Origin of the sequence: Cellulomonas chengniuliangii (genome assembly GCF_024508335.1) — a bacterium.
Lineage (GTDB): Bacteria > Actinomycetota > Actinomycetes > Actinomycetales > Cellulomonadaceae > Cellulomonas_A > Cellulomonas_A chengniuliangii.
Window position 1 is genome coordinate 1,107,423 of record NZ_CP101988.1, and the last position, 23,452, is coordinate 1,130,874.

20 protein-coding genes are annotated in these 23,452 nt (G+C 74.2%); 15 read left to right on the forward strand and 5 right to left on the reverse strand.

Features of this window, described 5'->3' with window-relative positions; genetic code table 11:
• Window positions 1-3: 3 nt before the first annotated feature.
• Entirely contained in the window at window positions 4-2,226 is a 2,223-nt protein-coding gene (glgX, locus tag NP064_RS05145; RefSeq protein ID WP_227570528.1) for a glycogen debranching protein GlgX, read from the reverse strand.
• Between the two features lie 166 nt (window positions 2,227-2,392).
• On the opposite strand from glgX, the gene NP064_RS05150 reads away from it, so the two are divergent.
• On the forward strand, window positions 2,393-3,181 hold the full coding sequence (locus tag NP064_RS05150; RefSeq protein WP_227570529.1) for an electron transfer flavoprotein subunit beta/FixA family protein: 789 nt from the start codon (window positions 2,393-2,395) through the stop codon (window positions 3,179-3,181).
• Window positions 3,182-3,206: 25 nt separating this feature from the next.
• Window positions 3,207-4,202: an electron transfer flavoprotein subunit alpha/FixB family protein gene (locus tag NP064_RS05155; protein ID WP_227570530.1), complete on the forward strand. Its 996-nt coding sequence runs from the start codon at window positions 3,207-3,209 to the stop codon at window positions 4,200-4,202.
• A 37-nt stretch (window positions 4,203-4,239) separates the two neighbouring features.
• On the opposite strand, the gene NP064_RS05160 is transcribed toward NP064_RS05155, so the two are convergent.
• On the reverse strand, window positions 4,240-5,229 hold the full coding sequence (locus tag NP064_RS05160; RefSeq protein WP_227570531.1) for a phosphotransferase family protein: 990 nt from the start codon (window positions 5,227-5,229) through the stop codon (window positions 4,240-4,242).
• Window positions 5,230-5,267: 38 nt separating this feature from the next.
• On the opposite strand from NP064_RS05160, the gene NP064_RS05165 reads away from it, so the two are divergent.
• The 10 genes from NP064_RS05165 (at window position 5,268) to gatB (ending at window position 16,074) form a co-directional block, all read left to right on the forward strand.
• Window positions 5,268-6,464: a cysteine desulfurase family protein gene (locus NP064_RS05165; protein ID WP_227570532.1), complete on the forward strand. Its 1,197-nt coding sequence runs from the start codon at window positions 5,268-5,270 to the stop codon at window positions 6,462-6,464.
• The gene (mnmA, locus tag NP064_RS05170) at window positions 6,464-7,573 is read left to right on the forward strand and encodes a tRNA 2-thiouridine(34) synthase MnmA (protein ID WP_227570533.1); all 1,110 of its coding nucleotides are present in this window, start codon (window positions 6,464-6,466) and stop codon (window positions 7,571-7,573) included. Before NP064_RS05165 ends, mnmA begins: the two co-directional genes overlap by 1 nt.
• 5 nt (window positions 7,574-7,578) lie before the next feature.
• Window positions 7,579-8,586, forward strand: coding sequence for a uroporphyrinogen decarboxylase/cobalamine-independent methonine synthase family protein (locus NP064_RS05175; RefSeq protein ID WP_308015944.1), 1,008 nt, complete (start codon window positions 7,579-7,581; stop codon window positions 8,584-8,586).
• A 3-nt stretch (window positions 8,587-8,589) separates the two neighbouring features.
• Window positions 8,590-8,958, forward strand: coding sequence for a hypothetical protein (locus NP064_RS05180; RefSeq protein ID WP_227570535.1), 369 nt, complete (start codon window positions 8,590-8,592; stop codon window positions 8,956-8,958).
• 75 nt (window positions 8,959-9,033) lie between these two features.
• Window positions 9,034-11,376, forward strand: a complete 2,343-nt coding sequence (gene ligA / locus NP064_RS05185) for an NAD-dependent DNA ligase LigA (RefSeq protein ID WP_372456410.1) — start codon at window positions 9,034-9,036, stop codon at window positions 11,374-11,376.
• Window positions 11,373-12,188 (forward strand): GNAT family N-acetyltransferase, encoded by an 816-nt coding sequence (locus NP064_RS05190; protein ID WP_227570536.1) that lies wholly within the window; start codon window positions 11,373-11,375, stop codon window positions 12,186-12,188. Before ligA ends, NP064_RS05190 begins: the two co-directional genes overlap by 4 nt.
• Before the next feature lie 96 nt (window positions 12,189-12,284).
• A complete protein-coding gene (locus NP064_RS05195) occupies window positions 12,285-12,704 on the forward strand; it encodes a pilus assembly protein CpaE (RefSeq protein ID WP_227570537.1) in 420 nt (139 codons plus the stop codon).
• A 49-nt stretch (window positions 12,705-12,753) separates the two neighbouring features.
• On the forward strand, window positions 12,754-13,050 hold the full coding sequence (gatC, locus tag NP064_RS05200; RefSeq protein ID WP_227570538.1) for an Asp-tRNA(Asn)/Glu-tRNA(Gln) amidotransferase subunit GatC: 297 nt from the start codon (window positions 12,754-12,756) through the stop codon (window positions 13,048-13,050).
• 1 nt (window position 13,051) lies between these two features.
• Window positions 13,052-14,566: an Asp-tRNA(Asn)/Glu-tRNA(Gln) amidotransferase subunit GatA gene (gatA, locus tag NP064_RS05205; RefSeq protein ID WP_227570539.1), complete on the forward strand. Its 1,515-nt coding sequence runs from the start codon at window positions 13,052-13,054 to the stop codon at window positions 14,564-14,566.
• A complete protein-coding gene (gatB, locus tag NP064_RS05210) occupies window positions 14,563-16,074 on the forward strand; it encodes an Asp-tRNA(Asn)/Glu-tRNA(Gln) amidotransferase subunit GatB (protein ID WP_227570540.1) in 1,512 nt (503 codons plus the stop codon). The genes gatA and gatB overlap by 4 nt, the downstream gene beginning before the upstream one ends.
• A 148-nt stretch (window positions 16,075-16,222) precedes the next feature.
• Here the strand turns inward: gatB and NP064_RS05215 are convergent, their stop codons facing one another.
• Both NP064_RS05215 and NP064_RS05220 read right to left on the reverse strand, forming a co-directional pair.
• Window positions 16,223-17,026, reverse strand: a complete 804-nt coding sequence (locus NP064_RS05215) for a MerR family transcriptional regulator (RefSeq protein WP_227570541.1) — start codon at window positions 17,024-17,026, stop codon at window positions 16,223-16,225.
• A 93-nt stretch (window positions 17,027-17,119) separates the two neighbouring features.
• A complete protein-coding gene (locus tag NP064_RS05220; RefSeq protein ID WP_227570542.1) occupies window positions 17,120-18,478 on the reverse strand; it encodes a cryptochrome/photolyase family protein in 1,359 nt (452 codons plus the stop codon).
• Window positions 18,479-18,564: 86 nt separating this feature from the next.
• Here NP064_RS05220 and NP064_RS05225 point away from each other — a divergent pair, with 86 nt between their 5' ends.
• A complete protein-coding gene (locus tag NP064_RS05225) occupies window positions 18,565-19,110 on the forward strand; it encodes a GNAT family N-acetyltransferase (protein WP_227570543.1) in 546 nt (181 codons plus the stop codon).
• 323 nt (window positions 19,111-19,433) lie between these two features.
• Window positions 19,434-20,963 (forward strand): peptide MFS transporter, encoded by a 1,530-nt coding sequence (locus NP064_RS05230; RefSeq protein WP_227570544.1) that lies wholly within the window; start codon window positions 19,434-19,436, stop codon window positions 20,961-20,963.
• Between the two features lie 45 nt (window positions 20,964-21,008).
• On the opposite strand, the gene NP064_RS05235 is transcribed toward NP064_RS05230, so the two are convergent.
• The gene (locus NP064_RS05235; protein WP_227570545.1) at window positions 21,009-22,013 is read right to left on the reverse strand and encodes a LacI family DNA-binding transcriptional regulator; all 1,005 of its coding nucleotides are present in this window, start codon (window positions 22,011-22,013) and stop codon (window positions 21,009-21,011) included.
• 117 nt (window positions 22,014-22,130) lie between these two features.
• Between NP064_RS05235 and NP064_RS05240 the strand changes: the two genes are divergently transcribed.
• Window positions 22,131-23,447: an ABC transporter substrate-binding protein gene (locus NP064_RS05240; RefSeq protein WP_227570546.1), complete on the forward strand. Its 1,317-nt coding sequence runs from the start codon at window positions 22,131-22,133 to the stop codon at window positions 23,445-23,447.
• Window positions 23,448-23,452 lie beyond the last annotated feature (5 nt).

Here is a 23,452-nt window from a genome sequence, read left to right on the forward strand (position 1 = left end):
GCGTCAGCGCGCGATATAGACCCGGGTGCTGAGCGGCGCCATGACGGTGCGGTCCCCGGACGGCGTGCGCAGCGCCGAGCTCATCGCCGCGGCCCGCAGCTCGCGCGGGCTCTCCCACGTCGAGTCCCAGGCGAGCTCCCACACGGTGGGGCGGTCGGCCGCGAGCACGACCTCGACCTGGTCCAGCGCGCCGTTGACCAGGAGCATGACCGTGTCGTCCGCGGGCTCCGCGCCGCCCTGGCCGGCGGGGCCGCCCTCGGAGGGCAGCGATCGCACCATCTGCAGGGTGCGGATGTCCGGGTCGTGCCACCGCCCGTGGTCGAGCGCGACGCCGTCGGGGCCGTACCAGGCCAGGTCGGGACGCGCGCCGGGGGCCGCCGGGCTCCCGGTGAAGAAGCGCTGGCTGCGCAGCGCGGGGTGCTCGCGTCGCAGCCGCAGCAGGTGCCGCACGGTGGCCAGCAGGTCCGCCCGCCAGGGCGACAGCTCCCACGACACCCACGACGTCTCGTTGTCCTGGCAGTAGGCGTTGTTGTTGCCGCGCTGCGTGCGGCCCATCTCGTCGCCCGCGGTGATCATCGGGGTGCCGGCCGACAGCAGCAGCATCGCGAACAGGTTGCGGATCGACCGGCGCCGCAGCGGGAGGATGGGCGCGGCGATCGAGTCCCCCTCGAGCGGCCCCTCCACGCCGTGGTTCCACGAGCGGTTGTCGTTGGTGCCGTCGCGGTTGTCCTCGCAGTTCGCGGAGTTGTGCTTGTGGTCGTAGGCGACCAGGTCGGCCATCGTGAAGCCGTCGTGCGCCGTGACGTAGTTGACCGAGGCCAGCGGCCCGCGCATGAGCGGCGGGTCGGTGTGCCCGAACAGGTCGGCGGAGCCGGCGAGGCGGGTGGCGAGCTCGCGCACCCGGTGCCCGGGCAGGCCGTGCGCCGCGCGCCCCGGGTCGGCCAGCCAGAACGAGCGCACGGCGTCGCGGAACTTGTCGTTCCACTCCGCGAACGGCGGGGGGAACTGCCCGGTCTGCCATCCGCCCGGGCCCACGTCCCACGGCTCGGCGATGAGTTTGAGGTCGCGCAGGCTCGGGTCGGTGGTGAGGGCCACCAGGAACGGGTGGTGAGGGTCGAAGCCGGCCGGGCCGCGGCCCAGGGTCACCGCCAGGTCGAAGCGGAACCCGTCGACGCCCACCTCGTCGGCCCAGTAGCGCAGCGAGTCCAGGGCCATCCTGATGACGGGCGTGCGCCGGAAGTCGAGCGCGTTCCCGGTCCCGGTGAAGTCGGCCAGCCTCGCCGGGTAGCCGCCGTCGTGCGCGTAGTACACGCTCGGGTCGAGGCCGCGCCAGCCGATCTGCGGGCCGCCGATACCGCCCTCGCACGTGTGGTTGAGCACCACGTCGAGCAGCACCTCGATGCCGGCCGCGTGCAGCGCGCGCACCGCCGCCTTGACCTCGGCGAGCACCGCCGCGGGACCCTGTGCCTGCGCCTCGCGGGTCGCGTAGGCGGCGTGCGGGGCGAAGAATCCGAGCGTGTTGTAGCCCCAGTAGTTGGACAGCCCGTGGCGGGACAGGTGGGGCTCCGAGGCGGAGGCGTGCACGGGCAGCAGCTCGAGTGCGGTGACCCCGAGCGCGCGGAGATGACCGATCGTCGCGGGGTGGGCCAGCCCGGCGTAGGTGCCGCGCAGCGCCTCGGGCAGGTCGGGCATCTGCTGGGTCAGCCCGCGCACGTGCGCCTCGTAGACGACGGTGCGCGACCACGGGGTGCGCGGGCGGTTCGCGGCGGGAGCCGGCGCCCCGCCGTGCGCGCGGGTGTCCACCACCACGGAGTGCGGCACGTGCGCGGCGGAGTCGCGGCCGTCGGCCGGGCCGTACGGGTCACCCTGGAGCTCGTCGTCGACCACCTGCCCGAACACCTCGGGCCGCAGCTCGAGGTCGCCGTCCAGGCCGCGCGCGTACGGGTCGACCAGCAGCTTGGCGGGGTTGTAGCGCAGGCCCCCGGCGGGATCCCACTCCCCGTGGGCGCGGAAGCCGTAGTGCTGCCCGGGGCGCACGCCGGGGGCCTCGACCCAGAAGACGCCCAGGTGCGGGCCGCGCATCGCGATGCGGCGCTCGACCCAGGTCGGGCCGTCCGGGCCCGGGGGCCCCGGGTCGAGCAGGCACAGGTCCACCGCGCTCGCGTGCGAGGCGAGGACGGCAGCCTCGATGCCGGCGTCGGTCACGCGGACGCCGAGGTCTGGCACTCGTTGATGCGCGTCGCCCGGATTCACCCCGCCATTCTTGCCTGATCTGGCAGCGGCACGGCCGCCGTTCCACGAGGGGTCGGTGGACGGGGCGGGTCGGGAGGGCCCAGCGCGAAAAACGAGCACGGGCTGGGTGCCGGGCGCGGCGGACGGTAACGTTCCGCGGGTGAGAATCGTGGTGTGCGTCAAGCACGTGCCGGACATCCAGTCAGAGCGCTCCCTCCAGGCGGACGGGCGCATGGTCCGCGACGGTGGTGACGGCACGCTCAACGAGCTGGACGAGAACGCCGTCGAGGCCGCCCTCGCGCTCGTCGAGGAGCACGGCGGCGAGGTCGTCGCGGTGACGGTCGGCCCGGACGACGCGGTGGACGCGGCACGGCGGGCCCTGCAGATGGGCGCCGAGCAGGCGGTCCACGTGCTCGACGACGCGATCGCCGGATCCGACGTGTTCGGCACGGCCACCGTGCTCGCCGCCGTGGTGCGGCGCCTGGGCGACCAGGAGTCGGTCGACCTCGTCGTGACCGGCATGGCGGGGCTCGACGGCCTGACGTCGCTGCTGCCGTCCGCGTTGGCGACCGAGCTGGGCCTGCCGCTGCTGGCGCTCGCCGCCGAGGTCCGCGTCGAGGATGGCGCCGTGCGGGTGCGCCGCGAGCTGGACCACGCCACCGAGGTGCTCGAGGCCCCGCTCCCCGCGCTCGTCTCCGTCACCGACCAGGCGAACGAGCCGCGCTACCCGAACTTCAAGGGCATCATGGCCGCCCGCAAGAAGCCCGTCGACGTGCTCACGCTGGCGGACCTGGGCATCGAGCCCCAGTCCGTGGGCGCCGCGGGAGCCCGCACCGAGGTCCTGGAGGCGGCGGCGCGGCCCCCGCGCGAGGACCGCGTGCTCGTCACGGACGACGGTGAGGCGGGCCTGCGGCTGGCGGCCTACCTCGTCGAGAACAAGCTCGTCTGAGCGCTGCGACCGGAGGACCTTGACGATGACGAACCACCTGGCCGGCCCTGTGCTGGTGCTGCTCGACCACGCCCCGGACGGCACGCTGCGCGCCCCGGTCCTCGAGCTCCTGACCCTCGGCCGCCGGCTCGGCTCGGTGCACGGCGTCTGGCTGGGCGCCGAGGGCCCCGGCGGAGACGTGCTCGCCGCGCTGGGCGCCTACGGCGTCGACGTGGTGGACGTGCTCGACCTGGGCGGCGCCGACGCGCGTCTCACCCCGGTCGTCGCGGACGCGCTCGCCGACCTGTCCGCCGCCCTCGGCGCGGCGGCGCTGCTGCTGACCTCGTCGTTCGACAACAAGGAGGTCGCCGGCCGACTGGGCGTGCGGTCGGGCGCCGGCGTGGTGGTCGACGCCTCCGACGCGCGCGTCGTGGACGGGCGCGTCGTGGCGGACAAGACCGTCCTGGCAGGGACCTGGACCACGAGCTGCGCGGTGCGCACCCCGTTCGCGGTCGTGGCGCTCAAGGCCAACTCCGCGCAGCCCGAGCCAGTGGCCTCGCCCACCCAGCCCGCCGTGGTCGCCCACCCGGTGACGCTCGCGGACGACGCCCGGCAGGCCGTCGTCGTCGAGCGCCAGGAGCGCACCCGGTCCGACCGTCCCGCGCTCGGCGAGGCGCAGGTCGTGGTCGTCGGGGGCCGGGGCACCGACGGGGACTTCTCCGCGGTCGAGGAACTCGCCGACGTGCTCGGCGGCGCCGTGGGCGCCACCCGGGTGGCGACGGACGAGGGCTGGATCGGGCACGACGCCCAGATCGGCCAGACGGGCGTGACCATCGCCCCGCGGCTGTACATCGGCGCCGGAGTCTCGGGCGCGGTGCACCACCGCGGCGGCATGCAGGCGTCCGGGGTCATCGTGGCGGTCAACTCCGACCCGGAGTCCCCGATCTTCGAGATCGCGGACCTGGGCATCGTCGGAGACCTCTTCACCGTGCTGCCGCAGGCCACGCAGGAGCTGCGGCGGATCAAGGCCGCTCAGGGCTGACGCGAGATGGCCTGCCGCCCGGCCAAGGGGCCGGGCGTCAGGCCATCTCGCGCAGCCAGCGCAGCGCCGCCTCGGCCTGCGCGCGCTGGAACCGGCGCAGGTTCGGGATGCCCTGCGGCGAGGGCTGCATCGAGGCGTAGGCGAGGAACCCCGACATCCCGGTGAGCGCCGCCCGCAGGTGGTCCATCGGCAGCCCATCTGAGACGGGGTGCGACCAGAACAGGTGCTGCGGGTCGCCGCCGCCCTGCATGGACACGCTCGGCAGCATGAACGCCAGGTCCAGCCAGGGCGCGCCGATGCTCGCGTGCGGCCAGTCGATCAGCGCGACTTTGGCGTGCTCGTGGTCGATGAGCATGTTGTCCGCGCGCAGGTCGCCGTGCACCAGTGACGTCCCCGCGCTCACCCGCAGCGCGTCCTGCTCCCAGCGGACGAGCTGCTCGAGGTTCTCGAGCGCCCACCCGCCGAGCTCGCCAGCGCGCTCGGCGGCCTCCATGCGGACCCCCGGCGCCGCCGCGAGCATCGTGCGCCAGCCGGTGAAGTCGGCGGCGAGGGACACGTCGGTGCTGGGCAGCCGGTGGCCGGGCAGCGGCGCGGCGTCCGCCAGCACCGCCAGCGCGTCCAGTGCGAGGTCGAGGTCGGCCGGGCGCCACGGCGTCTCCGGAGGCCGGCCATGGGCGACCTCGAACCCCAGCAGCACCCACTCCCCGTCGTCGTCCGACCACAAAAGCCGCGGGGCGGGCACCTGCGGCGGGAGCGACGGGGCGACGCGGATCTCCGCGCGCGCGAGCTCGGGGGAGACGGGGTTCTGGTCGGGGGAGACGGCCTTGACGAACACGCCACGGCCGTCGGACAGCTCCAAGACGGCCGCGAACCCAGGGCTGAACCCGGTGTTGGCGCTGATCTCCGCCGTCACCTGGGCGCCGGCGAGGGCTGCGATGCGGGTCCGGACGGCGCGCGGGAGGTCGCGCCAGTCCAGGCGCTGCCCGCTGAAGGCGAGCGGGGATCCCATGACGTCGTCGGCACTCACGTGCCTATCTTGCCAGTGCGGCTTCGTAGGATGACGCGGTGAGTGTCTATCTGGACCATGCGGCGACCACGCCGATGCTCCCCGAAGCCGTCAGCGCCTTCACCGAGGCCCTGGTCCGAACCGGCAACCCCTCGTCCCTGCACACGTCCGGTCGCGCGGCCCGCCGCACGGTCGAGGAGGCGCGGGAGCGGCTGGCCGGCGCGCTCGGGGCCCGGCCCAGCGAAGTGGTCCTCACCGCGGGCGGCACCGAGGCCGACAACCTGGCCGTCAAGGGCCTGTTCTGGGCGCGCCGCGCGCAGGAGCCCGCCCGGCGTCGCATCCTCGTCTCCGCGGTCGAGCACCACGCGGTGCTGGACCCGGCCTTCTGGATGGCCGAGCACGCGGGCGCCGAGATCGTGCTGCTGCCCGTCGACTCGGACGGCGTGCTGCGCGTGGACGCGCTCGCGGAGGAGCTCGAGGCGCACGGCGACGCGGCTGCCCTGCTGTCGGTGATGTGGGCGAACAACGAGGTGGGCGCACTGCAGCCGCTCGCGGAGGTGGTGGCGCTCGCACGTCGGCACGGTGTCCCCGTGCACGCCGACGCCGTGCAGGCCGTGGGGCAGGCGCCCGTGGACTTCGCCGCCTCGGGCCTGGACGCCTTGACCGTCAGCGGCCACAAGGTGGGCGGCCCGATGGGCGTGGGCGCCCTCCTGGCCCGGCGCGGGCTCGACCTGACACCGGTGCTGCACGGTGGTGGACAGGAGCGCGGGGTGCGCTCCGGCACGCTGGACACGCCCTCGGTGGCGGCGTTCGCGGTGGCGGTCGAGACCGCGGTCGGGGCGCTGCCTGCCACCGCCCCGAGGATCGCCGCGCTGCGGGACCGGCTGATCGCCGACGTCCGCCGCGTCGTCCCGGACGCCGTGCTGCGCGGCCCCGCGGACCCCGCGCTGCGGCTGCCCGCCAACGCCCACTTCACGTTCCCGGGCTGCGAGGGGGACTCGCTGCTGTACCTGCTCGACTCGGCCGGCGTGGAGTGCTCCACAGGCTCCGCCTGCCAGGCGGGCGTCCCGCAGCCCAGCCACGTGCTGCTCGCGATGGGAGCCGGTGAGGACGAGGCACGCGGCGCCCTGCGGTTCACCCTCGGCCACACGTCCACGCCAGCCGACGTCGAGGCCCTGATCGCGGTGCTCCCGGGCGCCGTCGAACGGGCGCACGCCGCCGGGCTGTCCGGCCGCCATCGGGCCGGGGCCCGCTGATGCGCGTCCTCGCAGCCCTGTCCGGTGGCGTGGACTCCGCCGTCGCCGCGGCGCGCGCGGTGGACGCCGGGCACGAGGTCGTCGGCGTGCACATGGCCCTGTCCCGGTCCCGCGCGCAGCTGCGCACCGGGTCCCGCGGCTGCTGCTCGATCGAGGACGCGGGCGACGCCCGCCGCGCCGCCGACGTGCTGGGAATCCCGTACTACGTGTGGGACCTGTCGGAGCGGTTCGAGGACACCGTCATCGCGGACTTCCTCGCCGAGTACTCCGCGGGGCGGACCCCCAACCCGTGCGTGCGCTGCAACGAGCACATCAAGTTCGAGGCGCTGATGGACAAGGCGCTGGCCCTCGGCTTCGACGCGGTCTGCACCGGCCATTACGCCCGGGTCGAGCGGCACGGGGGCCCGGACGGCGCGCCCGAGCTGCACCGGGCGCGGGAGGCGGCCAAGGACCAGTCCTACGTGCTCGCGGTGATGGGGCCCGATCGCCTGGCGCGGTCCATGTTCCCGCTCGGCGACGTCGCGTCGAAGGACGAGGTGCGCGCCGAGGCGGCCGCCCGTGGGCTGTCCGTGTCGGCCAAGCCCGACTCGTACGACATCTGCTTCGTGGCCGATGGCGACACCCAGGGCTTCCTGCGCGAGCGGCTCGGCACGCGGCCCGGCGACGTGGTGGACACCACGGGCGCCGTGGTGGGCGCGCACGAGGGCGCCTACGCGTACACCGTCGGGCAGCGCAAGGGGCTGGCCCTCGGGCGCCCCGCCGCGGACGGGAAGCCGCGCTACGTCCTCTCGATCGAGCCGGTGAGCAACACCGTGGTCGTGGGGTCCTCCGAGGACCTCCGGGTCGGCGGCATCCGCGGCGAGGACGCCGTGTGGCTCGCCCCGCCCGCCGACGACGCCTGGTTCGCGTGCGCGGTCCAGGTTCGCGCGCACGGCGAGGCTGTCCCCGCTCGGGCCCGGGCGACGGGCGACGAGATCGAGGTCCGCCTCGACCCCGCGGCGTCCTCGCTGCACGGCGTGGCGCCCGGCCAGTCGCTCGTGCTCTACGACGGCACGCGGGTGCTCGCCCAGGCCACCGTCCGCGCCACGAGCCCGGCGGCCCGGCCGTGACCGCGGTGACGGGATCCGGTCCGTGGCCCGGTGACGACGTCTTGGAGGCGCAGACCGTCGTGGTCGGCGACCTCGCCGAGACCCCCGCCGGCGTCACGGGCATGCCCTTCGCCGTGCGGCTGCCCCAGCGCGGACCGTGGGGCGGACCGACCGGCAGCGCGGCGGTGCTGCTCGCGGACTTGCCCACCGAGCTCGGCCCGCACGGCTGGAAGCTCGCGGACCGGCCCGGGGGCGACCTCGCGCGGGCTCAGGCGCTGCGCCGCGAGGACCTCGACGCGCTCGCCGTCGCCGCGCACGGGTACGCCGGGCCGCTCGTGGTCCCCGTGACCGGGCCGCTCACGCTCGCGGCGCGGCTCTACCTGGCACGCGGGGACCGGGTCCTGGCAGACCGTGGCGCGCTCGACGAGCTCGCCTGGTCGCTCGCCGCCGGCGTGGCCGAGCACCTGGCCGACGTGCGGCGGCTCGTGCCGGGGGCCGAGCCCGTCGTGCTGCTGCACGAGCCGCTGCTGGCGCAGGCTGTCGCGGGGGTGCTGCCCAGCTTCTCCGGCTACAGCGCGCTGCGGGCGGTCCCGGCGCCCGTCGCCACCGAGCTGCTCGGTGTGGTGGTGCGCGGCGCGCGGCCGGGCGCCGGTCAGGTCGTGGTGCACGGCGGAGCCGCATGGACGACGCTGCGGCCCATCGTGGGCTCGGGCGCCGACGGCGTCGCGCTCGCGCTCGCCGCGCTCGACGAGCGCGCGTGGGAGGCCGTCGCCGGGGCGGTCGAGGATGGCGCCTCACTGTGGGGGGAGCTGCCGCCCCTGACCTCGTCGCAGTGCGCCGGGCCGGACCTGCGGGCGCAGGCGGACGCCCTGACCGTGCCCTGGCGCCGGGTCGGCCTGCCGGCGGCCGGGCTGGGCCGCGTCACGCTCCTCCCGCCGCCCCCGGACGCGTCGGCGACCCCTGATCACGCACGCGCGGCGCTCGCCGCAGCGGTGCGGGCGGCCGAGCTGGTCGCCGAACGAGCGGAAGGCTGATCGATGGCACGCATGGCAGGACGGACCCGGGGGCAGCTGCTCGCGCTGCTGGCCGGCTCGGGGGTGGCCCTGGTCGGGCTCGGGATCCTCGTCGCAGGCTGGATCGGGCTGGGCGTCACCACGCTCGGGTCCGCGGCCACGAGCGACGAGCCGTGCCTGGTCGCCTATGACCAGGAGCAGGCGACCGTGCAGTTCACCGGTTTCCCGCCGCGCGCCGTGTGCGCCTGGGACGAGGGCGGCGACGAGGTGGTCGTCGGGGAGATGGCGCCTGCCGCGTTCGCGGCCGGGATGACCGCGGCGGTGCTCGGCGCCGGGGCCACGGTCGCGGTCGGCCTGCTCACGCGGCGCCGGCGCGTGGCCCCGGTGGCCTGACCGCGCCTCCCGCGCGCCCGGGAGGCGCGGCGGCGGCGCGAGGCGTCTGTGGGCGGGACACGCGATGATGTGCCCGTGAGCACTGCACCTGATCCCGTCACCTCGCCGACCGCCACGCCCGACGGAACGACGCTCCCGGCCGACCTCGACGAGGTCGGCGCCCGCCACCTGTGGGCGGACCTCGCCGAGCGCGTCCGCGACCTGCAGTTCGCGTACTACGTGCGCGACGCCCCGCTGGCCAGCGACGCCGAGTACGACGTGACGATGCGCCGGCTGGAGGCGCTCGAGGACGCGTTCCCGGTGCTGCGCACGCCGGAGTCGCCCACCCAGACGGTGGGCGGCACGTTCTCGACCGAGTTCACCGCGGTGGACCACGTCGAGCGGATGCTCTCGCTCGACAACGCGTTCTCCGCCGAGGACGTCGCCGCCTGGGCCGAGCGGGTGGCCCGCGACGTGGGGGAGAGCCCGGGCGGGATGCACTACCTCACCGAGCTCAAGATCGACGGCCTGGCCATCGCGCTGCTCTACGAGCGGGGCCGGCTCGTGCGTGCTGCCACGCGCGGCGACGGGCGCACCGGCGAGGACGTCACCCTGAACGTGCGGACCATCTCGACGATCCCCCAGGTGCTGGCCGGCGACCCCGCGGGGCACCCCGAGCTGATCGAGGTGCGGGGCGAGGTGTTCCTGCCCGTCGCGGCGTTCGCGGAGCTGAACGCCGCGCAGGTCGAGGCGGGCAAGGCGCCGTTCGCCAACCCGCGCAACGCGGCGGCGGGGTCGTTGCGGCAGAAGGACCCGCGGGTCACCGCCTCCCGGCCGCTGCGCATGTACGCCCACGGGATCGGCGCCCTGCGGTGGGGCGACGGCTCGGGCGGCGAGGGCCTCGAGCGCCAGTCGCAGGTGTACGAGCTGCTCGAGGGGTGGGGGGTGCCCGTCTCGTCCCACAGCCGGGTCGCGTCCGGCCTGCCCGAGGTGCAGCAGATGATCGACCACTACGGCGAGCACCGGCACGACGTCGAGCACGAGATCGACGGAATCGTCATCAAGGTCGACGAGATCGCGCTGCAACGCCGGCTCGGCTCCACGAGCCGGGCCCCCCGGTGGGCGATCGCGTACAAGTACCCGCCCGAGGAGGTGAACACCAAGCTCCTGGACATCCGCGTGAATGTCGGCCGCACCGGCCGGGTGACCCCCTTCGGCGTGATGGAGCCGGTGCGCGTCTCGGGCTCGACGGTGGAGATGGCGACGCTGCACAACGCCAGCGAGGTCGCCCGCAAGGGCGTGCTGATCGGCGACACGGTGGTGCTCCGCAAGGCCGGCGACGTGATCCCCGAGATCGTGGGGCCCGTCGTCGAGCTGCGGGACGGCACTGAGCGGGCCTTCGAGATGCCGACCGAGTGCCCCTCGTGCGGCACTCCGCTCGCGCCCGCGAAGGAGGGCGACATCGACATCCGCTGCCCCAACGCGCGGTCCTGCCCGTCGCAGCTGCGCGAGCGGGTGTTCGGGATCGGTTCCCGCGGCGGCCTGGACATCGAGGCGTTGGGCTGGGAGGCCGCGATCGCCCTGGTCGATCCCGAGTTCAACCGGCCCGAGGACGCGGAGGGCGAGCCGCAGACTCCGGTGCTCAGCACCGAGGCGGGACTCTTCGACCTGCGCGCCGAGCACCTCGCCGACGTGCGGGTCTGGCGCGAGAGGAAGAAGTCCGGCGTCGGCACCGGGGTGTGGGAGCAGATCCCGTACTTCTACTCGAGGCCCACCGCGAAGAAGCCCTCGGCTCCCACGGCGACCACGCACAAACTCATCGAGCAGCTCGAGCTCGCGAAGACGAAGCCGCTGTGGCGGGTGCTCGTGGCCCTGTCCATCCGGCACGTGGGGCCGACGGCCGCGCGGGCGCTGGCGGGCGCCTTCGGCTCGCTCGACGCGATCCGCGACGCGGACGCCGCGGCCCTCGCCGCCGTGGACGGGGTGGGTCCCACGATCGCCGCCGCGGTGCAGGAGTGGTTCCACGGCGAGGGCGCCGACTGGCACACCGAGATCGTGGACCGCTGGCGGGCGGCGGGCGTCTCGATGGCCGATGAGCGCGACGAGTCCGCCCCGCGCACCCTCGAGGGCGTCACGGTCGTGGTGACGGGCGGCCTCGAGGCCTTCAGCCGGGACGGCGCGAAGGAGGCGATCATCTCCCGCGGCGGCAAGGCATCGGGCAGCGTGTCGAAGAAGACGGACTTCGTCGTCGTGGGGGAGAACGCGGGGACCAAGGAGGCCAAGGCGCGCGAGCTCGGGCTGCGGATCCTCGACGAGGCCGGGTTCGTCCGGCTGCTCGCCGGCGGCCCCGCGGCGTTCGACGACGCGGATCCCCAGGAGCCCGCGGATCGCGAGGAGCCTGCGGACGCCGCTGGCGACGCTGCGGCAGACGCCGAATGACGAGGGAGCGGCGCGGCGCGGCGCAGGCCTCGCCGGTCGAGCCGCCCAGCCCAGTCCCGGCGCCGGGCGTGGCGGTCGAGGTGGCGACCTGGCCGCCCCTCGAGGTCGAGCAGGTGGACGGGTGGCGCCTGGGCTTCTCGGGCGGGCTCACCCGCCGGGCCAACAGCGCCCTGCCGCTCGCCGAGCCGGCCGACGTGCTCGCGACGGTCGTCGAGGTCGAGCGCAGGTACAGGGCCGTGGGCCTGCCCACGGTGGTGCGAGTCGGCCGCGAGAGCCGGCCGGCAGGGTTGGCGGCGGTGCTCGAGGAGCGGGGGTACAGGCGCGTCGCACTCACCGACGTGCTGGTGCGCGACGCCGCCGACCCCGCCCGCGGCCAGGAGCCGCACGGGCCGGGCCCCGACGGCACGCGGATCGACGTCTCTGCCGCGCCCGCCGACGACTGGCTGGCGTGCTGGCTCGGGGTCAAGGCCGGCGGAGGGGCGGACCACGGCCTCGCCCGGGCGATCCTCGAGGGCGCGCCGGCCGTGTACCTCACGGTCCGTGACCGCGCGGGGGTGTCGGGCGTCATACGTGCGGCGTTCGCCGCGGACTGGGTCGGCCTGTCGTGCCTGGTGGTCGAGCCGCAGGCCCGTCGGCGCGGGCTCGGCCGCGCGCTGACGGCGGCGGCGCTGGACGCGGCGCGCGCGCACGGGGCCGCGCGGGCTTTCCTCCAGGTCGAGGTCCACAACACCGGCGCCGCGGCGCTCTACGCGGGCCTCGGCTTCCAGGCCGCCGACAGGTACGGGTACCTCGAGCGCGCTGACCAGCGGTGACCGGCGCGGCCCGGGCTCCGGGTGGCCATGCCGCCGGCTCGGGGCCGTCGTCGGCGCCGACGTGCCCGGCCACCCGACCCGGCCGATACTGGGCGCATGGTCTCCGTCGATCGCGCGTTGCGGCTCCGGGCCGCCGGGATGAGCTGGCGTCCGCGTGCCGGGGACCGGTTCACGATCCTGCAGCCCGGGCTGTCGACCGAGGTCTTCACGATCTCGGACATGATGATCGAGGCGCACGAGTACCCCACCGGCACAGTGCTCGGCTTCAACGGGACGACCGAGTGGGCGCTGGACTCGGTGTCCCAGGAGGACGCGCTGTGGCTGCCGAGCGAGGGCCAGCTCCGCGAGATGCTCGGCGGCACCTTCCGCAGCCTGTCCCGAGGCATCGACGACTACCAGGTGGTGGTCGAGCTGCCCGGCCGCCCCGAGCAGTCGTTCCGCGCGCCGACGGCGCCTGACGTGTACGCGGACGCCCTGCTCGCCCTGGTCGCGGCGGCCGTGGACCGGGTGCGCTGACCGCCGCGCTCGTCGCAGCGCCCATGGTCGAACGCCTAGACTTCGAGGCATGTCCACCCTCTCCCGCGACGAGGTCGCGCGCGTGGCAGCCCTGGCCCGGATCGACCTGACGCCCACCGAGCTCGACCGCCTGGCGGGCGAGCTCGACGTGATCGTCGAGTCGGTCGCCCGGGTCAGCGAGGTCGCCACGCCCGACGTGCCTGCCACCAGCCACCCGCTGCCGATGACCAACGTGTTCCGCTCGGACGTCCCCGAGCAGCCGCTGACGCAGGAGCAGGCGCTGTCCGGCGCCCCCGCGTCGGAGGACGGCAAGTTCCTCGTCCCGCAGATCCTCGGGGAGGAGTGACATGACCGACCTGACCCGCCTGTCCGCCGCCGACCTGGCCGACAAGCTCGCCGCGCGCGAGGTCACCAGCGTGGAGGCCACCCAGGCCCACCTGGACCGCATCGCCGCCGTGGAGCCTGCCGTGCACGCATACCTGCACGTCTCCGGCGAGGAGGCCCTGACCACCGCGCGCGAGGTCGACGAGCGCCGGGCCGCGGGCGCCGACCTGCACCCGCTCGCCGGGGTGCCCATCGCCGTCAAGGACATCATCGTCACGAAGGGCCTGCCGACTACTGCCGGCTCGAAGATCCTCGAGGGCTGGGTGCCGCCGTACGACGCCACCCTGGTCGAGCGGATCAAGGCCGCGGGCCTGCCGATCCTCGGCAAGACGAACATGGACGAGTTCGCCATGGGGTCGAGCACCGAGCACTCCGCCTACGGCAACACCCACAACCCGTGGGACCTGGACCGCATCCCGGGCGGCTCCGGCGGCGGCTCCGCCGCAGCTGTCGCGGCGTACGAGGCCCCGCTCGCCATCGGCACCGACACCGGCGGCTCGATCCGGCAGCCCGGCGCGGTCACCGGCACGGTCGGCGTGAAGCCGACCTACGGCTCGGTGTCCCGCTACGGCCTGATCGCGCTCGCCTCGTCGCTCGACCAGGCAGGCCCGGTGACCCGCACGGTGCTGGACTCGGCCCTGCTGCACGAGCTCATCGGCGGGCACGACCCGCGCGACTCGACCTCGATCAACGAGCCGCTGCCGGGCCTGGTCGCGGCGGCCCGCCAGGGCGCCACCGGCGACCTGTCCGGCGTGCGCGTCGGGGTGGTCCGCGAGCTGCAGGGCGAGGGCTACCAGCCCGGCGTGCTCGCGCGGTTCGAGGAGTCGCTCGACCTGCTGCGCTCGGCCGGCGCGGAGATCGTCGAGGTCTCGTGCCCGCACTTCACGTACGCGCTCGGCGCGTACTACCTGATCCTGCCGAGCGAGGCGTCGAGCAACCTCGCCAAGTTCGACGGCATGCGGTTCGGCCTGCGGGTCGAGCCCGAGGACGGCCCGGCCACCGCCGAGCGCGTCATGGGCGCCACGCGCGGCGCCGGCTTCGGCGACGAGGTCAAGCGCCGGATCATCCTGGGCACGTACGCGCTGTCCGCGGGCTACTACGACGCCTACTACGGCAGCGCGCAGAAGGTCCGCACCCTGATCCAGCGCGACTTCGCGGCCGCATTCGAGCAGGCCGACGTGCTGGTCTCCCCGACGGCGCCGACCACGGCGTTCAAGCTCGGCGAGAAGCTCGACGACCCCCTGGCGATGTACCTCAACGATGTCGCCACGATCCCGGCGAACCTCGCCGGTGTGCCCGGCATGTCGCTGCCGAACGGCTTGTCGGACGACGGCCTGCCGGTCGGCTTCCAGGTGCTGGCCCCCGCCAAGGCGGACGACCGGCTGTACCGCGTGGGCGCCGCGCTCGAGGCGCTGCTGGAGAAGAACTGGGGCGGCCCGCTGCTGGCCAAGGCGCCCGAGCTGGAGGTGGGCAAGTGAGCGCGCAGACCGTGGACCTGGTCGACTACGACGAGGCCGTGCGCCGGTACGACCCGGTGATCGGCATCGAGGTGCACGTCGAGCTCGGCACCCGCACCAAGATGTTCGACGCCGCGCCGCAGACGTTCGGCGACGAGCCCAACACGGCGGTCACCCCGGTGTCCCTCGGCCTGCCCGGCGCCCTGCCCGTGGTCAACGGCACGGCGGTGGAGTACGCGATCCGGATCGGCCTGGCGCTCAACTGCCAGATCGCCGAGTCCTGCCGCTTCGCCCGGAAGAACTACTTCTACCCGGACGTCCCGAAGAACTTCCAGACGTCGCAGTACGACGAGCCGATCGCCTTCGACGGCTACCTCGACGTCGAGCTCGACGACGGGGAGATCTTCCGCGTGCAGATCGAGCGCGCCCACATGGAGGAGGACGCGGGCAAGAACACCCACGTCGGCGGCTCCACGGGCCGCATCCAGGGCGCCGAGTACTCGCTGGTCGACTACAACCGCGCCGGCATCCCGCTGGTGGAGATCGTCACGCGTCCCATCGAGGGCGCGGGGGAGCGGGCGCCCGAGGTGGCGCGCGCCTACGTCCAGACCCTGCGGGACATCTTCCGGGCGCTCGGCGTCTCGGAGGCCCGCATGGAGCGCGGGAACGTGCGCGCCGACGTGAACCTGTCGCTGCGCCCGACGCCCGAGTCGGTGCTCGGCACCCGCACCGAGACCAAGAACGTGAACTCGTTCCGGTCGGTCGAGCGCGCGGTGCGCTACGAGGTGTCGCGCCAGGCGGCCGTCCTCGACGCGGGCGACACGGTGACGCAGGAGACCCGGCACTGGCACGAGGACACCGGCATCACCACGGCCGGGCGCGTGAAGTCCGACGCCGAGGACTACCGGTACTTCCCGGAGCCCGACCTGGTCCCGGTCAACCCGAGCCGCGAGTGGGTCGAGGAGATCCGCGCCACGCTGCCCGAGCTGCCGGCCGCGCGCCGTCGCCGCCTGCAGGGCGTCTGGGGCTTCGCCGACGCGGAGATGCGCGACGTGGTCAACGCGGGCGCCATCGAGCTGATCGAGGCGACGGTGGCCGCGGGCGCGTCCCCTGCCGCCGCGCGCAAGTGGTGGATGGGCGAGCTGGCCCGCACCGCGAAGACGCAGGAGGTCGAGCTCGGCGACCTGCCGATCACGCCCGAGCAGATTGGCCAGCTGCAGGCGCTCGTCGACTCGGGCCGGATCAACGACAAGCTGGCGCGCCAGGTGCTCGAGGGCGTCCTGGCGGGGGAGGGCGACCCCGAGCAGGTCGTCGTCGCGCGTGGGCTCGAGGTCGTCTCGGACGACGGCCCGCTGCTCGAGGCCATCGACGCGACCCTCGCCGCCCAGCCGGACCTGGCCGAGAAGATCCGCTCCGGCAACCAGGGCCCCATCGGCGCGATCATCGGCGCGGTGATGAAGGCCACGCGCGGCCAGGCCGACGCCGGCCGGGTGCGCGAGCTCGTGCTGGAGCGGCTCAGCGAGGGCTGACCGCTCGCCGTGCGCTCTCCGCGCACGGCGACGCACAGCGGGGCGCGGCCTGCGGGCCGCGCCCCGCTGTGCGTTCTCCCCCCCGCTGTGCCCGTCCTCCCGGGGCGCGGTCTCTTGTGGCGCGCGGGCTGTCAGCCGCCGTGGGCTGTCAGCGGAGGACGGCCTGGGCGTACACCCGCATCGCGTCGCGCAGGTACACCGCGAGCCCTGGCGCGTACGCGTCGTAGACGGCGGTGAAGCGCGCGTCCTCCACGTACATGTCGCCGAGGCCCGCGTACGACTCCCTCCCGGGGGTCCAGGACACGCAGATCCCCGCGTAGTGCCGCGCGACGAGCGCCTGCACGCGGTCGTCGTCCACGGGCACCCCCGCGGCCAGGAACTCGGCCAGGCCGCGGCTGACGGCGTCCTGCTCCGCGAGGTGCCGCGCCTGGCCGTCCTCGCCGAGCCGCGTCCAGGAGTCGTTGCTCCGGTCCACCGCCGCGTCGCCCCAGCGCTCGCGCGCCTCGGCGTCGTACTGGCTGTTGTCGAACCCGGCGTACAGGTCTCGGGCTTCCATAGGACTGCCCCCTTCCAGGGACTCGAGGGTGGAGGTGACGGTGGCTGCGAGCCGTGCGAAGCGGTCGCTCTCCGCGAGCAGCCGTTCCCGGTGCTCACGGAGCAGGTCGAGCCGCGCCCGGCGAGCAGCCTCGGGGCTGTCGGCGTCCTCGGCGCGCAGCAGGTCGCCGATCGTGGCGAGGTCGACCCCGAGCTCGCGCAGCACGAGGATCTGCTGCAGCCGCACCAGCTCGGCACGCCCGTAGAGGCGCCGTCCTCCGGCCGCCGTGCCCCGGGGCGCCAGCACGCCGATCGCGTCGTAGTGCCGCAGGGCGCGTGACGTGGTCCCCGACAGGCGGGCCACCTCGTCGATGGTCCACGTCTCGTCGCGCTCCGGCCGCGGTCCGCGTCCCGGCATGGCCTGCCTCCCGCTGCGTCGTCCCTCCGGACGGCGGGCTCTCCGCCATCGAGGCCGACGCTAGAAGTTGACGCTACGTCAAGCGCAAGCCCGTCATCGTGCCGCCCTGGCGCGCTTGTTGTCGGCCAGCGCGACGCGCCGCTCGACCGCGTGGTCGACGACCCGGTCCGGGTAGCCGGGCGCCGCCCCGGCGGGCAGCAGCCACGGCTCATGGGCTGCGGCGCCCGCGATGCCGCGCAGCTCGGGGACCCACCGGCGCACGTAGTCGCCCTCGGGGTCGAACCGCAGGCCCTGCGCCACCGGGTTGAACACCCGGAAGAACGGCGCGGCGTCGCGGCCGGTGCCGGCGGCCCACTGCCAGTTCAGCTGGTTCTGGCTCACATCGGCGTCCACCAGCCACCTCATGAAGTGCTCGGCGCCCCGCTGCCACCGGATGTGCAGGTCCTTGACCAGGAACGACGCGACCACCATGCGCAGCCGTCCGTGCATCCAGCCCTCGGCCCGCAGCTGGCGCATGCCCGCGTCGACGAACGGATAGCCCGTGCGTCCGTCCTGCCAGGCCCGGAGGCCTGCGCGCTCCTGCTCGCCCGAGGCCCAGGCGTCCTCGGGCGCCACAGGCCGCAACGACTCCACGCGGGCCGACGGCACGTGGTGCAGCACGTCCGCATGGAACTCGCGCCACGCGAGCTCGCTGCGGAACATCGCCGGGCCAGGGCCGGCGAGCCGCCCGAGGTCCGCGAGCAGCGTGCGCGGGTGCGTCTCGCCCCAGCGGAGGGCGGCCGACATCCGCGAGGTGCCCTCGCGGTCGGGACGGTCGCGCTCCTCGGCATAGCCCGGCACGACGTCGGCGAGGGTGGCCGCCCAGCGTGCCCGCGCCGCGTCCTCCCCGGCGGCGGGCAGCCGGAGCCCGCCCAGGTCGGGCTCGGCGGGGAGCGGATCCCCCCGGCCGGCGTCCAGCCACCGGGTGCGCGAGGCGTCGCCCGCCGGGCCCGGCCACCCGTGCTCGAGCCACGCCGCCCGGAACGGGGTGAAGACCTGGAAGGGGTCCCCCGAGCGGGTGCGCAGCAGGCCGGGCTCGACGGCGTAGGCCGAGCCCGTGGGCGTCAGTCGCGCCCCGGCGCCCGCGAGCGCCTCCTCGACAGCCTCGTCGCGCCGCCGGCCGTACGGCTCGTGCGAGGCCGCCACGTGCACGGCCCCGGCCGCGAGGTCGCGCGCCAGCCGGGGGATGGCGTCGACGGGGGAGCCGCGCAGCACCAGGAGCCTGCCGTCCATGCTGGCGTCAAGGGCGGCCAGGCTCCGCAGCAGGTAGGCGCGGCGGGGCTCCCCGGCGGCGTGCCACAGCCTGTCGTCGAGCACGAAGACACCGACCACGTCGCCGCCGGCGCCCGCGGCCAGCAGCGCGGGGTTGTCCGCGAGGCGCAGGTCGCGGCGGAACCAGTGGATGGCGGTCACCTCGCCACGCTAGCCGCGAGGAGCGTCCTGGAAACGTCGGCGACATGGCGGGCACGTAGGCTCGGAGGCGTGATCAGAGGAGCGCTATGAGGAAGCCGACCCTCGAGGGGGAGATGATCCGGCTGCGGCCGGTCCGCGCCGATGACGCGGACGCCATGTGGGAGATGGTGCAGGACCCGGAGGGCATCCGCCTGACCGGCACGACCACCGTCTTCACCCGCCCGCAGATCGACGCCTGGTGCGCGACGATCGCGGAGGAGGACGGGCGCGTCGACCTGGCGATCACCGCCAACGGGTCCGACGAGTACCTGGGCGAGATCGTGCTCAACGACATCGACGAGGTGGTGCGCAGCGGCAACCTGCGCCTGGTGATGCGCCCGGCCTACCGGGGGCGCGGCTACGGCACCGAGGCGATCCAGCTCATGCTGGGGATGGCGTTCGACGGCCTGGGGCTGCACCGCGTCGAGATGGACGTGCTGAGCATCAACCCCCGGGCGCGCTCGTTGTACGAGAACTTGGGCTTCCGGGTCGAGGGCCGGCTGCGGGACGCGTACCGCGACGGCGAACGGTGGTGCGACGGCTTGGTGATGGGGCTGCTCGAGGACGAGTTCCGCGCCGCACAGCTCGACTGACCGACGCGGGCCGTCCACGCGGGCGGGATCGGACGACGGCCGCCGCCCCGGCGCCGGGCCGCCTGCCGGTCGTGTCGAGCGACGAGGCAGGCAGCCCGGCTGGGGGTACCTGACCAAGGATCAGCAGGGCCAGGCGTCAGCAGGCGGACTGGTGGTCCGCACCCGGTGCGCCATGCGTCGTCAGGGACTGGTGGCCCTGACCAGGCGGGGCGTCCGGCTCGGTCCAGGATGCGCCGTGGCTTGCCGCGAGGTGTGGGCCGTTCGTCCTGGTGACAGGACTATGAGCCTGCGCCGGTTCCAGCGAGTCGTTGCACGATATGGGGATGAGTAGCAGCTCCCAGGCCGAGCCCCGGCCTGATCACCAGCCGCCCGTGCCTCGCGACCGTGCCTTCTTCGGGCACCCGCTGGGTCTCTTCACCCTTTTCAACACTGAGCTGTGGGAGCGGTTCAGCTACTACGGGATGCGCGCCATCCTGCTGTACTACTTGACGGCCGCCACGCGGGACGGCGGGCTGGGCATCAGCAGCGGCACCGGCGCGGCCCTCGTCGCCATCTACGGCACCGCGGTGTACCTGCTCTCGGTGGTCGGCGGCTGGTTGGCCGACCGGGTCATCGGCGCCCGCCGGGCCACCCTGTACGGCGGCATCGTGATCGCCGCGGGGCACGTGCTGCTGACCATCCCCACGGCGGCCTTCTCCTTCGCGGGGATCGCGTGCGTCGCGATGGGCACGGGGCTGCTCAAGCCCAACGTCTCGACGATGGTGGGCGAGCTCTACGACCGCGAGGACTCGCGCCGCAGCTCCGCGTTCTCGATCTTCTACATGGGCATCAACATCGGCTCCCTCGCGGCGCCGTTCGTGGTGGGCGCCGCGCGCGCGTGGGGCGGGTTCCACGCCGGCTTCGCGGTCGCGGCCGTCGGCATGGCGATCGCGCTGGCCTTCTTCGTCGTGGGCCGCCCGCTGCTGGGCAAGGCCGGCGACCAGCCGGGCAACCCGCTGACCCGCTCCGACGGCCCGTCGGTGGCCCGCACCGGGCTGCTGGTGGCCGCGGCCGTGGCCGTCGCCGTGCTCGTGGCGTCGTGGACCTCGGACGCGACCGGCATCGGCACCATGATCGACGCGCTGTCGTACCTGGCGTTCGCGGCGCCGATCGTGTACTTCGTGGTGATGTTCCGCTCGCCTCGCGTGACCTCGCACGAGCGCTCGCGGCTGGCCGCGTACGTGCCGCTGTTCATCACGGCCATGGTGTTCTGGATGATCTTCGAGCAGGCCGCCAGCACCATGGCGGCCTACGCGGAGAACCGCACGGACCTGTCCCTCCTCGGGTTCACCCTGGCCCCGGAGGTCTTCCAGTCGGTCAACCCGGCGGGCATCGTGCTGCTGTCGCCGGTCTTCGCGTGGCTGTGGCTCAAGACCAACAACCGCCCGCCCACCGCGGTGAAGTTCGCCATCGGCCTGACGCTGGCCGCGGCGAGCTTCCTGTTCTTGTCGGGCGCGTCGGCGCTGGCCGGGGACGCGAAGACCCCGGCGTGGGTGCTCGTGGCCACCTACGTGCTCCAGACGCTGGGGGAGCTGTGCCTGTCCCCGATCGGCCTCGCGGCGACGACCCTGCTGGCGCCCGAGGCGTTCCGCAGCCAGGCGATGGCCCTGTGGTTCTTGGCGCCGGCCGCGGGGAACGCGATCACCGCGCAGGTCCTGACGGCCACCACGGGGGTGAGCGAGACGGCCTACTTCGGGTGGATCGGCGCGATCGCGCTGATCCCGGCGGTCGCCATGTTCGCGCTGTCGCCATGGGTGACGCGGCACATCAAGGCGGGGGCGGAGAGCACCCGCGAGGCCGCGATCCAGGAGTGAGGCCGGGGGCGGTCCCGCGCGCCGCGCGCGGGGCCGCCGGAGCGGTCAGGCGCGCGGCGGGGCGCAGGACGCGCGCACGACGAGCTCGGTGGACAGCCGCACGTGCGAGGGGCGCTCGCGCCCGTCGATCAGGTCGACCAGCATGCGGAGCGCCTCGGCGCCCATCTGCTGCAGAGGCTGGTTGATGGTGGTGAGCGGGGGGAAGGCCAGCGCGGACTCGGGCACGTTGTCGAACCCGATCACCGAGAGGTCGTCGGGCAGGGTCATGCCGAGCCCGCGTGCGACGGTCATCACCTGGATGGCCGAGAGGTCGTTCGCGGCGAAGACCGCGGTGGGCGGCTCGGGGCGGTCCAGCAGGGCGCGGGCGGGGCCGTCGGCCGTCTCGGGGCGGTAGCCGCCGATGGCCACGAGCGACTCGTCGACGGCTATGCCGGCGGCGGCCATCGCGTGGCGGAACCCGTCCTCACGCTGCTGCGCGGAGTCGAGGTCCACGCGCCCCCCCAGGTAGCCGATGCGCCGGTGGCCGAGCGCGATGAGGCTCTCGGTGGCCAGGACGGCGCCGGCGCGGTTGTCGGAGTCGATGGTCGGGGTGCCGGACGGGCCGGTGTGCGGGTCGACGGCCACGACGGGCACGCCGTGGTTGGCGGCGACCACGGTGGGCGTGACGATGATGGCGCCGTCGATCAGGGTTCCCGACAGGCGCGAGAGGTACCGGCGCTCCCAGCCGACGTCGCCGCCACGGCCGCCGCCCGAGTAGGCGAGCAGCTCGTACCCCGTGGCCGCCACCGCGGCCGAAGCTCCCTTGAGGAGCTCGGTGCTGAACGGCTCGAACTCCGCGACGAGTATGCCGAGCACGTTGGTGCGGTGCCGCCGCAGCGACCGGGCGCCAAGGCTGGCCTCGTAGCCCAGGTCGTCGATGACCTCCTGGACCCGCGCGAGGGTGCTCTGCGCGACCCCGTAGCGCCCGTTGACGACCTTGGACACGGTGGCCACGGAGACGCCCGCGGTGCGGGCCACATCAGCCATTTTCACCCGCGGGGTCGTGTCCACGTGGGAAGCATAGAGCATCAGTTCGATAACGATATCGACAACGTTTGACGCGATTGTCCTCTTTACTGGCAGCCTGGCGCCGTCCAGCCCTGTCAGTGACGACGAGGAGATTCGACGATGAAGACGAAGACCAGGACTGCCGCACTGCGCACCCTGAGCCTGGGGCTCGGGGTGGCATTGCTCGCGACCGCCTGCAGCTCGGGGGGGACGGGCGAGGCTGAGGAGACCTCCGGGGACACCGGGGACAGCACCACCATCACCTGGTGGCACAACTCCAACACCGCGCCCGGCAAGGACTACTACGAGAAGGTCGCGGCCGACTTCTCCGAGGCCAACCCCGGCGTGCAGATCGAAGTCAGCGCCATGCAGCACGACGACATGGTGACCAAGCTGGACGCGGCCTTCCAGAGCGGCGACGCGCCCGACATCTACATGGAGCGCGGCGGCGGCGAGATGCAGGCCCACGTCGAGGCCGGCCTGACGAAGGACCTCTCCGACGTGGCGGCGGACACCATCTCCACGCTCGGCAGCTCGGTCGCGGGCTGGCAGATCGACGGGCAGACCTACGGCCTGCCGTTCTCGATGGGCGTCGTCGGCTTCTGGTACAACAAGGCGCTCTTCGAGCAGGCCGGCGTCACCGAGGCCCCGGCCACGTGGGACGAGTTCTACACCGTGATCGACAAGCTCAAGGCCGCCGGCATCGAGCCCATCTCGGTGGGCGTCGGCGAGAAGTGGCCGGCCGCGCACTACTGGTACTACTTCGTGCTCCGCGAGTGCTCGCAGAAGGTCCTGCAGGACGGCGTCAGCACCCTCGACTTCTCCGACCCGTGCTTCGCGAAGGCCGGCGAGAACCTCGAGAAGCTCGTCGCGGCAGAGCCGTTCAACGCGGGCTTCCTGTCGACCCCCGCGCAGAAGGGCCCCACGAGCGCCTCGGCGCTGCTCGCCACCGGCAAGGTCGCGATGGAGCTCGCGGGCCACTGGGAGCCCGGCGTCATGCAGGGACTCACCGAGGACAAGCAGGGCCTGGGCGAGGACACCGGCTGGTTCCCGTTCCCGGCCGTGACCGGGGGCAAGGGCGACCCAGCGGCCGTGCTCGGCGGCGGCGACGCGTGGGCGGTGTCCGAGGGCGCGCCTGACGTGGCCGTCGACTTCGTCAAGTACCTGCTGTCCGACGAGGTCCAGCAGGGCTTCGCCGAGCAGGACATGGGCCTGCCGACCAACCCCGCGGCCGTCGAGTTCGTCAAGGACCCGGCACTCGCGGCGCTGCTCGAGGTGCGCGACAGCTCCCCGTTCGTCCAGCTCTACTTCGACACGGCGTTCGGCACGTCGGTCGGTGGCGCGATGAACGACGCGATCGCGCTGGTCTTCGCCTCGAGCGGGTCCGCGCAGGACATCGTGGACGCCACCCAGTCGGCGGCTGACGCGGAGAAGTGACCGAC